At 62.6% G+C, this 13,665-nt stretch carries 12 protein-coding genes; 3 read left to right on the plus strand and 9 right to left on the minus strand.

What is annotated here, in order from left to right; all coding sequences use genetic code 11:
* Positions 1 to 22 precede the first annotated feature (22 nt).
* Together hscA and EWM57_RS01260 are read left to right on the plus strand one after the other, a co-directional pair.
* Positions 23 to 1,882, plus strand: a complete 1,860-nt coding sequence (hscA, locus tag EWM57_RS01255; protein ID WP_129919314.1) for a Fe-S protein assembly chaperone HscA — start codon at positions 23 to 25, stop codon at positions 1,880 to 1,882.
* A gap of 142 nt (positions 1,883 to 2,024) precedes the next feature.
* The gene (locus EWM57_RS01260) at positions 2,025 to 3,227 is read left to right on the plus strand and encodes an anhydro-N-acetylmuramic acid kinase (RefSeq protein ID WP_129919315.1); all 1,203 of its coding nucleotides are present in this window, start codon (positions 2,025 to 2,027) and stop codon (positions 3,225 to 3,227) included.
* Between the two features lie 3 nt (positions 3,228 to 3,230).
* On the opposite strand, the gene EWM57_RS01265 is transcribed toward EWM57_RS01260, so the two are convergent.
* The 7 genes from EWM57_RS01265 to EWM57_RS01295 all read right to left on the minus strand — a co-directional run bounded on the left by EWM57_RS01265 (position 3,231) and on the right by EWM57_RS01295 (position 10,085).
* Complete coding sequence (locus tag EWM57_RS01265; RefSeq protein ID WP_129919316.1) at positions 3,231 to 3,701, minus strand: hypothetical protein; 471 nt, start codon at positions 3,699 to 3,701, stop codon at positions 3,231 to 3,233.
* A gap of 67 nt (positions 3,702 to 3,768) precedes the next feature.
* A complete protein-coding gene (locus EWM57_RS01270; RefSeq protein WP_129919317.1) occupies positions 3,769 to 4,083 on the minus strand; it encodes an FtsB family cell division protein in 315 nt (104 codons plus the stop codon).
* A gap of 36 nt (positions 4,084 to 4,119) precedes the next feature.
* Positions 4,120 to 5,193, minus strand: coding sequence for a CARDB domain-containing protein (locus EWM57_RS01275; RefSeq protein ID WP_129919318.1), 1,074 nt, complete (start codon positions 5,191 to 5,193; stop codon positions 4,120 to 4,122).
* A 161-nt stretch (positions 5,194 to 5,354) separates the two neighbouring features.
* Entirely contained in the window at positions 5,355 to 6,626 is a 1,272-nt protein-coding gene (eno, locus tag EWM57_RS01280) for a phosphopyruvate hydratase (protein ID WP_129919319.1), read from the minus strand.
* Between the two features lie 163 nt (positions 6,627 to 6,789).
* Complete coding sequence (locus tag EWM57_RS01285) at positions 6,790 to 7,584, minus strand: LytR/AlgR family response regulator transcription factor (RefSeq protein ID WP_129919320.1); 795 nt, start codon at positions 7,582 to 7,584, stop codon at positions 6,790 to 6,792.
* 60 nt (positions 7,585 to 7,644) lie between these two features.
* Positions 7,645 to 8,682, minus strand: a complete 1,038-nt coding sequence (locus EWM57_RS01290; protein WP_165370374.1) for a sensor histidine kinase — start codon at positions 8,680 to 8,682, stop codon at positions 7,645 to 7,647.
* Between the two features lie 125 nt (positions 8,683 to 8,807).
* Positions 8,808 to 10,085 carry a TraB/GumN family protein gene (locus tag EWM57_RS01295; protein WP_129919322.1) on the minus strand — a complete coding sequence of 426 codons (1,278 nt, stop codon included), beginning with the start codon at positions 10,083 to 10,085 and terminating at the stop codon, positions 8,808 to 8,810.
* A 335-nt stretch (positions 10,086 to 10,420) separates the two neighbouring features.
* Here EWM57_RS01295 and EWM57_RS01300 point away from each other — a divergent pair, with 335 nt between their 5' ends.
* Positions 10,421 to 11,776, plus strand: coding sequence for a TPR end-of-group domain-containing protein (locus EWM57_RS01300; RefSeq protein ID WP_129919323.1), 1,356 nt, complete (start codon positions 10,421 to 10,423; stop codon positions 11,774 to 11,776).
* 97 nt (positions 11,777 to 11,873) lie between these two features.
* Here EWM57_RS01300 and rplQ read toward each other — a convergent pair whose 3' ends face one another.
* Together rplQ and EWM57_RS01310 are read right to left on the minus strand one after the other, a co-directional pair.
* Entirely contained in the window at positions 11,874 to 12,449 is a 576-nt protein-coding gene (gene rplQ, locus EWM57_RS01305; protein WP_129919324.1) for a 50S ribosomal protein L17, read from the minus strand.
* A 198-nt stretch (positions 12,450 to 12,647) separates the two neighbouring features.
* Positions 12,648 to 13,637 carry a DNA-directed RNA polymerase subunit alpha gene (locus EWM57_RS01310; protein ID WP_129919325.1) on the minus strand — a complete coding sequence of 330 codons (990 nt, stop codon included), beginning with the start codon at positions 13,635 to 13,637 and terminating at the stop codon, positions 12,648 to 12,650.
* Positions 13,638 to 13,665 lie beyond the last annotated feature (28 nt).

Below are 13,665 nucleotides of genomic sequence, written 5' to 3' on the forward strand. Positions count from 1 at the left end.
CCGCGCGCCGCCCTCCATTCGCATGGCTAAAGTCGCAATCAACCTTTCCACCGGAAGTATTCAGCAGGAAGAGATTATCGTCGGTATCGACCTGGGTACGACCAACAGCCTGGTGGCCTATATCCACCCCGAAGGCCGGCAGCCGACGGCTATCAACGACCTGGGCCGAGGTACCATTGTGCCCTCGGTGGTGCACTTTCCCGCCGGCGGCGTCGAGCCTATCGTGGGCACGGAGGCCAAGGATTTCCTGCTGACCGACCCGCAAAACACGATTTACTCGGTGAAGCGCCTGCTGGGCAAAAGCTACCACGACCTGGGCGGCCACGCCACCGACCTGGGCTACAAGGTTATCGACGACAACTCCGAGGGTTTGGTCAAGATCCGGGTCGGCGACCGGTTTTACTCCCCCATCGAGCTCAGCGCCGAGATTCTGAAGGAGCTGCGCCAGCGGGCTGAGCACGCCCTGAAAACGCCCGTCAACCGCGCCGTAATTACCGTGCCGGCCTACTTCAACGACTCCCAGCGCCAGGCCACCCGCGACGCCGGCCGCCTGGCGGGCCTCGAAGTGCTGCGCATCGTGAATGAGCCCACCGCCGCGGCCCTGGCCTACGGCATCGGCCTGAGCCCCGACGAGCACAAAACCGTGGCCGTGTACGACCTGGGTGGCGGCACCTTCGACGTGAGCATTCTGCGCATTCAGCAGGGCATTTTCGAGGTATTGAGCACCAACGGCGACACCTACCTCGGCGGCGACGACCTCGACCGCGCCATCATCAACCACTGGACCGGCGAGTATCAGCTCGCCGCCTATCTGTACGACAACGGCAGCGCCCAGCAGGAGCTGCGCCTCCTGGCCGAGGAAGCCAAAAAGCACCTGAGCCAGCACGAGGAATTCGGGGCCGACTTCGGCGGCACCCGCCTGCCGCTGACCAAGGCCAAGTTCAACGAGCTGATTCAGCCGTTGGTGGCGCGTACCATCGACTCGTGCCGACGGGCCCTGGCCGATGCGGGCCTCACCCCCAAAGACCTCGATGCGGTGCTGCTCGTGGGCGGCTCCACCCGGGTACCGCTGGTGTACGACTCGGTATCGGAGTTTTTCCAGCAGCCGGCCAACAACTCGCTCAACCCCGACGAAGTCGTGGCCCTGGGCGCCGCCATTCAGGCCGATATTCTGGCCGGCAACCGCCGCGACGTACTCCTGCTCGACGTGACGCCGCTCACGTTAGGCATCGAAACCCTGGGCGGGCTGATGGACCCCATTATTCCGCGCAACTCCAAGATTCCAACCAAGGCCGGCCGCCAGTACACCACCAGTGTGGACGGGCAGGTGAACCTGAAAATCTCGGTGTATCAAGGCGAGCGGGACCTGGTGAAGGAAAACCGTAAGCTGGCCGAGTTCGACCTGCGCGGTATTCCGGCCATGCCCGCCGGGCTGCCTAAGGTCGACGTGAACTTTCTGCTCAACGCCGACGGCATTCTGCAGGTCGAAGCCATTGAGCTGCGCTCCAACACCCGGCAGGCCGTCGAAATTAAGCCCCAGTACGGCCTTACCGACGAGCAGGTGGAGCAGATGCTGATGGATTCGCTCACCCACGCCCGCGAGGACGTGGCGGCCCGCATGGTGATTGAGGCCCGCACCGTGGCCGAGCAGATGATTTACCAGGTGGAGCGGTTTGTGGAAAAAAACTCCCAGTACCTGACCGAGGACGAAATCACCCAGACGGCGGCCCAGACCCAGGCCCTGCGCGAGGCCCTCGACACCGGCGACAAAGACACCATCCTGGGTGCCGTCGACAAGCTCGAGGAACTCACCAGCCCGTTCGCCGAGCGGGTGATGAACATTTCCATCAAGCAGGCCATGGCAGGCAAGAAAATCGAGTAGAGCTGCCCTGCTCCCAACGCCCCGACTTCCGCCCGAAGTCGGGGCGTTTCTGTTTAGTCGGCTTTCTTTGCTGCTTTAGCCCGCAAGCCAGCCGCCCGGCGGGTTCGATGGGCGGTGTTGTCCGTTTTATGCTCGTTAGCTTATGAATGCCAACCTCACCCGGCTAGTTGCCAGCGCCCAAAAGCCCTCGCGGCGCATTATCGGCCTGATGTCGGGCACCTCCCTGGACGGCCTGGACGTGGCCTTGTGCCGTTGCGAGGGCCACGGCCCGGCCACCCGCGTGCAGGTCGAACAGTTCCGAACCGTGCCGTATACCGACGCCATCCGGCAGGAAATCCGCCGCGTGTTTGCCCGCCGGGAAGTGGAGCTCCAGCACCTGACGCTGCTCAACGCCTGGCTGGGCCGGCTGCACGGGCACCTAGTGCTCGACTGCCTGGCGGAGTGGAACATCGAGCCCGGCGCCGTGGATGCCATTGCCAGCCACGGCCAAACCGTTTTTCACGCCCCTAGGCACCAGCACGGTCTGCCCGACTGGCCCGACGCCACCCTGCAGCTCGGTGACGGGGACCATCTGGCCGTGCAAACCGGCATTCTGACCATCAGCGACTTTCGGCAGAAGCACGTGGCCGCCGGCGGGCAGGGGGCTCCGCTAGCCGTGTACGGCGACTACCTGATTTTTTCCCAGCCTGGGGAAGACCGGCTTCTGCTCAATCTGGGCGGCATTGCCAACTTCACCTACCTGCCCGGCTCCCTGGCCGCCCCCGACGTGTTCAGCACCGACACCGGGCCGGGCAACACCCTGCTCGATGCCTTCGTGCGCATGTATTATCCTACCCAGGAATACGACGAAGGCGGCGCGCTGGCCGCTCAGGGCACCGTGCACCCGGCCCTGCTGGCGCAACTGCTGGCCCACCCCTTCTTTGCCGAGGAACTGCCCAAAACCACCGGCCCGGAGCTGTTCAATCCGGACTACGTGCGGGCGGCCCAGGCCCGTACCGCTACCGGCCACCTCTCCCCCCTTGATCTGCTGGCCACGCTCACAGAGTTTAGTGCGGCCGGAGTGGCGCTGGCCGTGGAGCGGGCATTTGGCGCCCAACGCCCGTTTTGGGCCTACGCCAGCGGGGGCGGCATGCACAACCCAGTGCTGATGGCAGCCCTGCAGCGCCGGTTGCCCCAGTGCCGGTTTGCCACCACCGAGGCCCTCGGCATTGCCCCCGACGCAAAGGAAGCAGTGTTGTTTGCCATTCTGGCCAATGAAACGCTGGCCGGCGAGCCCATGCCCATCGGGGCGGGTCAGCAACGGGTGCCGGCCGTGGCCCTGGGCAAGATTTCCTTTCCGGGCTAGCTTCTACTTGGCGCGGCGAGCCTTGGTCTGCGGGGCCGGAATCAGGCCAAAGGACAGGATGCGGGTGGCCGTGGAGTCGCGGAAGGTCACGTCGAGCTGCACCTCGGGCTTGGCGGCCAGCGTATCGCTCTTGAACATGAAGCTGTAGAAGTGGCGCACATCGTTGTTTTCCTGAATGCGCATGCCCAGCTTGTAGAGGTCGATGGCGGGCTGAAACTGCTGCCCTTTCTCGTAGAGCGGCCGGGCCGCAGCCCGGAAGCGGGCCGGCGTGACGGCGGCGCTGACCTCGGGCGCGAGCAGCTGGTAGGCGTGGTTATAGTCGGCGCGGAGCACGGCCAGCAGAAACTGCCGCGCCACCTGCACCTGCGAGAGGCGCACCCGGGCTACGGCGGGTGGGGCCAGGCTCAGGGCGGCCAGCAGCCCCAGGGTCAGAACGCGAAATCCGGATTGCCGCAGACGAAAAGGGAATATCATGTGCCAGCAGCAGTCAAATACGGGGCCACGCTGGCCCAGCTGTGGTGCGCCGCCCGGCCTGGCGCGGTTAGTTGGCTTCCTGGGGCACTAGGATGAACACGTCTTCGCCGGGACGCTTCATGATGTATTTCTCGCGGGCAAACTTTTCCAGCAGCTCCGGACTACTCAGCAGCTCGGCCCGGTCCTTTTTCACCGTTTCAATGTTTTTCAGGTAGTACTCCTTCTCGGCCTGCAGCTCCCGCCACTTGGCGTACATGTCGTACTGCTTGAGCAGGTCGTTGGAGTCGAAAACGAACATCCAGAGTAGGAAGCCCACCGTGGTGAAAAAGTAGAAGCTGCGGAGAAACCGGGGCACCCGGTCGAGAATGGCGGAAATCTGCATAGCTCTCAAAGATAAACAAAGCGCGCGTACGCCAAGCTACCGCAGCAGCACCCGCTGGGTAGCGTTCAGGCCGGGGCCCGTAGCGCGCAGCACATACACGCCCGCCGGCAGGCCCTGGGTCGGCAGCTGCGTACGTGGGCCGGCCGCCGCCATTCGGGTCACTTCCCGGCCCAGGGCGTCATGCAATCTGAGGTCGGCGGCTTGTGCAAAGCCCGGCAGCAGCACGGTTAGCGGCGCGCCCACGCCCGCCGGGTTCGGATACACGGCCAGCTGCGGGGCCGCGGCCGGCGCGGTACCGGTAGGGCTGCCTGTCACGCGCAGGGGCAGAGCCCGGGAGTTGTTGTTTTCGTTGGACTCAACGACGAGGTTTCGGGGGTCCACCATCAGCACGAGGTAGTAATTGCCCGGCGTGGTTGTGGCGGGCACTGTCAGAATCGGAATGGAATGGACTGTGCCCCCACTTGGCGGCAGGTTACTTCCCGTCACTAGGCCCATGAATACATCGGTACTGGCCGAGAATACCGTATCCGTCGACAGAAAGTAGCCGATTTCGTAGGCCCCGACCGAGCCGGTACCCACGTTATTGATAAAGGTAAAAGACCCGGTGCTGCCGCCGGCTGGCACGGCGTTAAACGAAATCGATGGGCGCCACAGCGTCAGGTCCGGCCGGTTGGTAGCGCCGGCCGCCGCTACGGTCAGTGCGAAACTCACGACGTTGTTGTTCTCGTTGAGCTCGGGCTCGGCGTTAAGCGGATCGGCCACCAGCACTAGGTAGTAGTTGCCCGGCACTGTACCCGCCGGAATGGTGGCCGTGATACTGCACGGCCCCGACTGCCCCGGAAACATCAGGCCCTGACAGCTGGTGCCCAGGAAAGCGTCGTTGGCATCCCAGGTCGCATTAGTCGACAGATAAAACCCGATGCAGTTGAACTGAGAGCCGTTGGTGCCCTGGTTTTTTATCACGGCCGACATCGGGTACAAGCCCCCGGCCTGCACCGTGGTGGGCAGGTTGAAAGGCGCGACAATAACTAAATCCGTCAGGTTTTGGGCCCCGGCCACTTTGGACAGGCCGGCCAGTAGCAACAGAACCAGCGTAAAGATTTTAGGCATACAACAATGCGTTGAGAATTAGAGGATAGCTAAATGGCAATGGGCCGCTACAAAAGTAAGGTATTGTCCGGCCATCCTTCGGGAAGTCAGCCCACAAAAAAAGCCCACCCGATGTTGGTCGGGTGGGCTCTGAAGTCGGCAGCAGCGGCCGCAGCGGGTCCTTACATCTTCCGGCCGGGGAAGTAGGCTACTTCGCCCAGCTCTTCCTCAATGCGCAGCAACTGGTTGTACTTGGCCATGCGGTCGGAGCGCGAAGCCGAGCCGGTCTTGATCTGACCGGTGTTCAGGGCCACGGCCAGGTCGGCGATGGTGTTGTCTTCGGTTTCGCCCGAGCGGTGGCTCATGATGCTCTTGTAGCCGTTGCGGCGGCCCAGGTTCACGGCGTCGATGGTCTCGGTGAGCGTGCCAATCTGGTTTACCTTGATCAAGATGGCGTTGGCAATCTGCTCGTCGATACCGCGCTGCAGGCGGCTCACGTTGGTCACGAACAGGTCGTCGCCCACGAGCTGGGTGGTGCTGCCGATGCTGTCGGTAAGCTGCTTCCAGCCCGTCCAGTCGTCCTCGTCCATACCGTCCTCGATGCTGATGATGGGGTACTTCTTGGTCCAGTCGGTCCAGTAGGCTACCATTTCCGAGGAAGTCAGCTTGTCGCCGGTGCTTTTCTTGAAGTGGTAGTGCCCATCGGAATAGAACTCCGACGAGGCCGCGTCCATGGCAATCATCACGTCGTCGCCGGGCTTGTAGCCGGCCGTTTCGATGGCCTGGAGCACAATCTTGATGGCGTCCTCGTTCGACTTGATGTTGGGAGCAAAGCCGCCTTCGTCGCCCACGTTGGTGCTGAAGCCCTGCTTTTTGAGCACGTTCTTCAGGTGGTGGAAAATTTCGGTACCCCAGCGCAGGGCCTCCGAGAACGAAGACGCGCCCACGGGCATAATCATGAACTCCTGGAAGTCGATGCTGTTGTCGGCGTGGGAGCCGCCGTTGAGGATGTTCATCATCGGCACGGGCAGCGTGGTGGCCCCTACGCCGCCCACGTAGCGGTACAGCGGCATGCCGGCTTCCTGGGCCGCGGCCCGGGCAATGGCCAGGGAAGCGCCCAGAATGGCGTTGGCACCCAGGTTAGCCTTGTTCGGCGTACCGTCGATTTCGAGCATGATCTTGTCGAGCAGGCCCTGCTCAAACACTGAGAAGCCCATCAGCTCTTCGGCAATCTTGCTGTTCACGTTTTCTACGGCCTTCAGCACGCCCTTGCCCATGTACTTGCTCTTGTCGTCGTCGCGGAGCTCCACGGCTTCGTGCTTGCCGGTGCTGGCGCCCGAAGGCACGGCGGCGCGGCCCACGGCCCCGCTTTCGGTCGTCACGTCAACTTCGACGGTTGGATTACCGCGCGAATCAAAAATCTGGCGGGCATGGATGGCCGTGATAATGCTCATGTGGAAAAAACTAAGGTTGAAAATGGGGTTTCGACGAGAAAAGCGCAATACAGCACCAGTCGGGCACCGGGCAGCACCGAAAAGCGGCGCCGCGGCATTGCGGGGGCCAAGGTAAGGAATTCGGAAAAGAGCCGGCCCTACTTTTTGCCGGCCGGCCCCGCTCCTACCCTTCCAGCCAGCGCCGAAACTCCGGGGTTTGGGCGGCACTAGTGGTCAGCACCACGGCCCCGCCGCGCAGCTTCACGGCCAGCCGGTTGTTGAAGTAAGGCTCCACTTTCTCGATAAAGGCAATGCTGACGAGCTCGGAGCGGTTGAGACGGCCGAAGCGGGCCGGGTCGAGCTGGCGCTCCAGCTCGGTGAGTGTGCCCTGGAGCGGGTAGCGGGTGCCGGCCCCATCCACGGCGAAGGTCACGCCCTCGTCGGCCTGCACGTAAGCCACGTCGGCCACCTGCAGAATGTGCAGCCCCTGGCGCAGGCGCACCGAAAAGCGCTGCTTGTACTGGGGCTGGACACTTTGGCGCAGGGCCTGGCTCAGCTCCCGCACCACTTCGGCGCTGAGCCCCGGAGCTTCGGCCGCCGGCGCCGCGCCGGCCGCAAAGCCCTGCTGGAGGGTGCGATATTTGGCCAGGGCCGCCGCAAACTCCGCGTAACTGAAGGGCTTAAGCAGGTAGGCAATACCGTTGCCGCGGAAGGCCGGGAGCAGAAACTGGTCGTAGGCGGTGGTAAAGATGATGGGGCAGCGCACGGCCACCCGCTCGTAGAGGCCGAACACGTTGCCGTCGAGCAGCTCAATGTCGGAGAAAAGCAGGTCGGGCGCGGGGTTGGCCTCCAGCCAGGCCCGGGCTTTTTCCACGCTCCGCAGCACCGGCACGGGCTGGGTGGTCAGCTCGGCCAGCGCCACAAACTCCAGCAGCTGCCGGGCGGCGGGTTCTTCGTCTTCAAGGATCAGAATGCGCATAGGAAAGGATTGCAGCTAAAACGGCGCGAGAAGCGGCCCAGTATTGCCGGTTTGGGCTCATTAGGTGGCCCGCTGCCAAGCCGGCAGGCGCCCGGCCCGGCTGTTACCGGCCGTCGGCAGCACCGGCACGGTCACGCAAAACTCCGCCCCGCTGCGCACCTGAAGCAACTGGCCGGTCAGCAATTGGTACCGCTCCCGCAGGTTGGCCAGCCCGGTGCCGGTGCTGTCGACGGCCGTCAGCTTGGGTCGGCGCGGGTGGCGCACGGTCAGGGCCGTGGCCGTGGCCTCAATGGTAATAACGAGTGGGTCATCCTCGTCGCCGGCATTGTGCTTGATGGCGTTTTCAAGCAGCAGCTGCAGCGTGCCGGGCACCACCAGCAGCTGCTCCAGCTCCGCCGTGGGTAGATGTTCCCGAAACGCGTAAGCTGCCCCGAAGCGGTGGCGCAGCAGGTAGATATACTCCTGGCCGAAGTGCAGCTCCTCGGTCAGGGGCACGAAGTCTTCGTCCTTGTGCCGGATCAAATAGCGGTACAGGCCGGCAAAGTGAGTCAGGTATTCGTCGGCCACCCGCGGGTCGTGCTGAATCAGGCCGCGCAGTACGTTGAGATTGTTGAACAGAAAGTGCGGGTCGAGCTGGGCGCGCAGGTTGCGCAGCTCACTTTCGGCGTGGGCCTTCTGGCTCAGCACCAGGCGCTGCTGCACCTCGAAGTAACGCTTGCCGGTCAGCAGCACGGCCAGCATCCCGTAGCTGAAGGCGTGGCGGATGATGCCGGCCACCAGCGCCATGGGCGTCCAGGCTACCGGTTGGCGCAGAATCAGCCCGTACCCGCCTGCGTACAGCACCCCGCTGGCCAGCATAAACCCCACTAGCAGCAGCAGGGCCGGCCGGCGGTAGCGGGCCACGAGCAGGTTGGGCACTAGGCCGAAGACGAGGCAAAACACCGTGGCCGAATCGAGCAGCACCGTGTAGGCCATGGTAGTCAGGGCCAGGGGCCAGCCAAACTCCTGCACGTAGGCGGGCAGAATGACGGCCGTGGCTACCGGCCAGTAGGCGGCGGCAGTGAGAATATCGGAGCGGGAAGGACGCAGAAACAGCATACGCAGCAGCTTAACCAGCCCGGTGGGCGGGCCGGCGGAAAGTTGCCACTCTTTCCCCACAAGTGCAGCATTCCATCCGGCTGCCCGGCTGCTCCGGCCATCCGTTGGGGCGATGCGCATGGTGCTCAGGGCTGCAGGGGCTGCACCATTGGGGAGTCGCGCACCAGCACCAGGTACTGCACGTAGGCCGCCGCGGGCCGCTGAGGGTCAAAGCGCATTTGCTGCGTGGTGGGCACGCCCGGAGCGTACGTTACCTGAATGGGCTGCCGAGTAGTGGCCGCGCCCGGAGCGTCGAGCCGGAACAGCGTCAGGCTGCCGGGCGTGGTTCGGGTTTTGAGCTCGTCTATTCCCCGGATTACCGTCAGGGGCCCGTCGTGGTTGAATTTGTCGGTGCCAGTATAGGTCTGCCCCTTGCTTTGCCAGGGCGCGGGCAGCCCGGCCGTCGGGTACAGCATCTGGCAGCCCGAAAACGCGCACATAATGGACACCACTTTGTCGTGCGCGGGCAGCGCACTCTGCCGCACCAGGCCCGCAAACATAGTCTGGCCGCCCTGTAAGGGGCTTTGCAGCACGTGAGCCAGGCCCCAGAGGCCGTACATCTTCTGGCCCGCCAGCTTCTTGGTCTGGCTCAGGGCCCGGAAGTTGGCGAAGATAATTTGTTCCCGCCCCAGGCCGTCGGCGCGGTACGTGAGGTTGGTCAGCAGATGCCATAGCCGTTCGTAGGAAGCACCCAGCGCAAACCGGTAGGCCTTCTCCTGCTGCTTTAGCTCGGCCATAGCCAGGCGGGCCAGCGGCGGTAAAGCGGCCGTAGTGGGCTGCCGCAGCAGCATTTGCAGGGAGTCGCCCTGCCGCCATAGCTCGTCGGTACGGCCCTGGACGTGCTTCCGGCTCAGCAGCCGACGCAGGTAGTCGGCAGCCAGGGCCCGGTCCTGCACCTCATCGAGGCCGACAAATTCAAACCGGTGCTTTTCGGGCAATTCGAGGTTCAGGGCGCGCAGCTTCCGAAACTTGTTCAGTAGCGCCTGATTCGCCCACTGTGACTGGTCGCGCACCCAGCTGCGGAATACCAGCTGCAGCAGGCTGTCGTTGCCGGTGCGCAGGTAGTAGTTGAGGTAATCGGCCTTGGCGCAGTCAAATTCACCCACGTAGTACCGCACGCCGGCCCGCTGGTTGAGGTGTTTGAACAGCGCAAAGTCAACTTCCTGGGGCTTGGCTACCCCGTGGGCCTCGCCGAGCAAGAACAGCTGGTTGGCGTAAAAATCCGCGCCAAACGGTGGAAAGCTTACCTCTGCCCCGGAGGCAATGGATTCCTGGGGCACTCCGGCAAACGTGGCCGCAGCCGGGGCCACGGCCTGAGCCGCCGCGGGCCGCGGATGTAGCAGCAGCAGAAGGCCGCTACCCAAGAAAAGGCAAAAAAAGCGGAGAGTACGCATCGGACCGGGATTAGAGTGAATCGATGCCGAAAGCACGCTCACCGCCGGCCGTTTACCCGGCGCGTTCTGGCCAACTGCCGCAAATTGTTGATAAACCCGGGTAAAAGTCCCTCGAACAGCGGCGCGAGGCTGGCGTCAAACCCGTTTCCCGGCGTGGGTACTACCACCTCACCGGCGCCGCGGCATATACTGTGGTTCTGATATATTTGACGAGGCGAGAGAATTTCCCTTCGGCCCGTAATTTCACCGTACCCATGTTGTGTGCCCGTCTGCTCACGTTGTTGGTTGCTTGCCTGCTCGGCTGGATGGCTTATCCTGTTAGCGGGCAAGTCCCTACGGGCGGTTCAGTCACCGATTCCGTCCGCTGCCGAACCCACCCGGAGCTGACCTACGCGCTGTATCTGCCGAAAGGCTATGCTTCCGGCCGCGCCTGGCCCGTGCTGTACCTGTTCGACCCGGCCGGGCATGGGGCCGAGCCCGTCCGACTGTACCAGGCCGCCGCCGAGGCGCTGGGCTTTATTCTGGCTGGCTCCAACGACTCCCGCAACGGCTCCCTGCAGAATTCGCTGGAAGTCGCCGAAATCATGCAGCAGGACGTGCAGGCCTGCTTCGCCGTCGACGGCCGCCGCATCTATACGGGCGGCTTTTCCGGCGGCTCCCGGGTGGCGGCGACCGTCGCTCTACTCTCCGATAACGTGGTGGGCGTACTGGGCTGCGGCGCGGGCCTGCCCACTCTGCCTAACGTCCCCACCAAGCCCCCGACTTGGGTGTATGCCGGCTTTGCCGGCCTGGAAGACTTTAATTACGCCGAAATGCAGGAGCTGCAGGGCCGCTGGAATCAGCAGCAGGTCGTGAACACCTTCTTCGCCTTTGACGGCAGCCACGCCTGGCCGCCTGCCCCCACGATGCTGGAAGGGCTAACCTGGCTGGAGCTGCAAGCCTTGCAAGCGGGCACTAGCACCCGGCCTTCCACCTGGCTTGACTCCGTGTACCAACGCTCTATTGCCGCTGCCGCCGAACAGGAAGCCGCCGGCCTGCTGGTAGCGGCCGCCAACGCCTACCAACGCACCAGTGCCAGCTTTTCCGGTCTGCACAACGTTGCCGCGGCGCAGCAGGGCACGGCCCGACTGGTTAACTCCCCGCTATTGGCCCAGCAGCAAGCCCAGCAGCGCACTTTGCACCAGCTGGAGCTCACCCTGCAGCGGGAGGCAGTGCGGGCCTATCAGCAGGCCCTGAGTACCCGCAACGATGCCGCCGCGCTGGATGCGGCTTGGTGGCAGCAGTATGCCGCCCAGTTAGGTCAGTTGCAGCACAGCGCCATCCCGGCCGAGCAGCACCTCGGCGCCCGCGCCCTCAGCAGCCTGCGGGTGCAGATTTTCTCGCGCGGCTATGCCGCTCTTACCGCCGCCGACTATTGGGCCGCTACTACCACTTTTCGCCTCTGGACTTTCGTGGAGCCCACCGCCGCGGAGCCCTACTTGCAGCTGGCCACGGCTTATGCCTTGTCCGGGCAGACCAGCGCCGCTTTAAAAACCCTGGAAGCCGCAGTTGCCAAAGGGCTCACCGACCGGCAGCAGCTTGAAGGCCCGGCGGCTTTCACCAAGCTAAAGCAGGAGAAGCGCTACCAGAAACTGCTGCTGCACCTGCCTCCGGCCCAATGAGCCGGTAGCTGGCCACGAGAAACCTTCGAACTACTGCATAAGAAAAGGGACGCACCTTGCGGCACGTCCCTTTTCTTAGGGGTTGGCTTCTTCAGTATTACGAAGCAGCTTCTTCCGATTTCTCGTCGCGGGTTTCGCCTTCTTTCAGCGTCTCGGTCGGAGCATCGGTAGCAGCGGCAGCTTCTTCGCTTACTACAGCAGCCGGAGCAGCGGTAGTAGCAGCGGGAGCAGCCGTGTCAGCCTTCTTCTTGCTGCGCGAGCGGCGGGTCGTGGTCTTCGCCTCACCAGCCGTTTTAGCTTCCAGCAGGGTCTCGTTGTAGTCCACCAGCTCGATGATGCACATCTCGGCGTTGTCACCCAGGCGCGAATCACTCATTTTGATGATGCGGGTGTAGCCACCGGGACGGTTAGCGATTTTGCCAGCTACCGAGTCAAACAGCTCCTTGATGGACTCTTTGTTCTGCAGCGTAGCAAATACGGTACGACGCGAGTGCGTGGTGTCGCTCTTCGCCTTGGTCAGCAGGGGCTCTACGAACTTGCGCAGGGCTTTGGCTTTGGCCACCGTCGTCTCGATGCGCTTGTGCACGATCAGCGACGAAGCCATGTTCGACAGCATGGCGTTGCGGTGCGAGGCCGTCCGGCCCAGGTGGTTGATTTTTTTACCGTGTCTCATGGTACTTGCTTAACTAAGCGGATGTATGGGCTTGCGGGCGTGGCCACGGCGGGCGGCTGATTAGGTAGCCACCTCATTAGAACCACTGCCCCTCGGGGCCCATTGGTGAAAAAAGGAGTTAAAAAAGAAATGTGCTGATCAAGTCCGGCCGCCGGCTGCTTGCGCAGCGCTTGGCTTTTTCTTGATCAGCACATCAGGCTATTCTTCGTCGAGCTTGTACTTGCTCAGGTCCATCCCGAAGGTCAGGCCTTTTTCTTCTACGAGGTTTTCCAGCTCGGTCAGCGACTTCTTACCGAAGTTGCGGAACTTCATCATGTCGCTCATGTCCAGCTGTACCAAGTCGCCCAGCGACTTGATGTCGGCGGCCTTGAGGCAGTTGTAAGCCCGTACGCTCAGGTCCATATCCGCCAGTGGCGTTTTCAGGACTTTACGCATGTGCAGCGTTTCCTCGTCCACGGTCTCCTCTTCTTCGGCTTTAGCCGTTTCGAAGGTCATCGTGTTGTCCGAGAACAGCATGAAGTGTTGAATCAGAATATTGGCAGCACCTTTCAGAGCCTCTTCGGGGTGGATCGAACCATCCGTCTGAATTTCAATCAGGAGCTTCTCGTAGTCGGTCTTTTGCTCTACGCGGGTATTCTCGATGCTGTACTTCACGTTCTTGATAGGCGTGAAGATGGCATCAATGGCAATCTGCCCGAATACTTGGTCGGCAGGGCGGTTTTCTTCGGCGGGTACGTAGCCGCGGCCTTTCTGCACCGTAAATTCGAACTCCAGCTCTACGCTGGGGTCGATGTGGCAGATGACCAGATCCGTGTTCAGGACCTCGAAACCGGTGGTGAACTTGTTGATGTCGCCCGCCGAGAAAGCATCCTGGCCCTTGATGCGGACCGTGATTTTATCCTCAATTGCGTCGCTGACCTTCTTAAAGCGAACCTGCTTCAGGTTCAGGATGATTTCGGACATGTCCTCAATCACACCTTCGATGGTCATGAATTCGTGCAGCACGCTGGCCGTCCGAACCGACGTAATGGCGTAGCCCTCCAGCGACGACAGCAGGATGCGGCGCAGTGCGTTGCCGATCGTGACGCCGTAGCCTTTCTCCAGCGGTTTAAATTCAAACGTTCCGTAGAAGTCGTCGGATTTCTCCATCACAACCTTCTCCGGCATTTGAAAAGCTAAGATTGACATAAGTGGGGCTTTAAAATTACAACAGGGA

This window comes from Hymenobacter persicinus (genome assembly GCF_004167665.1).
Taxonomy (GTDB): domain Bacteria; phylum Bacteroidota; class Bacteroidia; order Cytophagales; family Hymenobacteraceae; genus Hymenobacter; species Hymenobacter persicinus.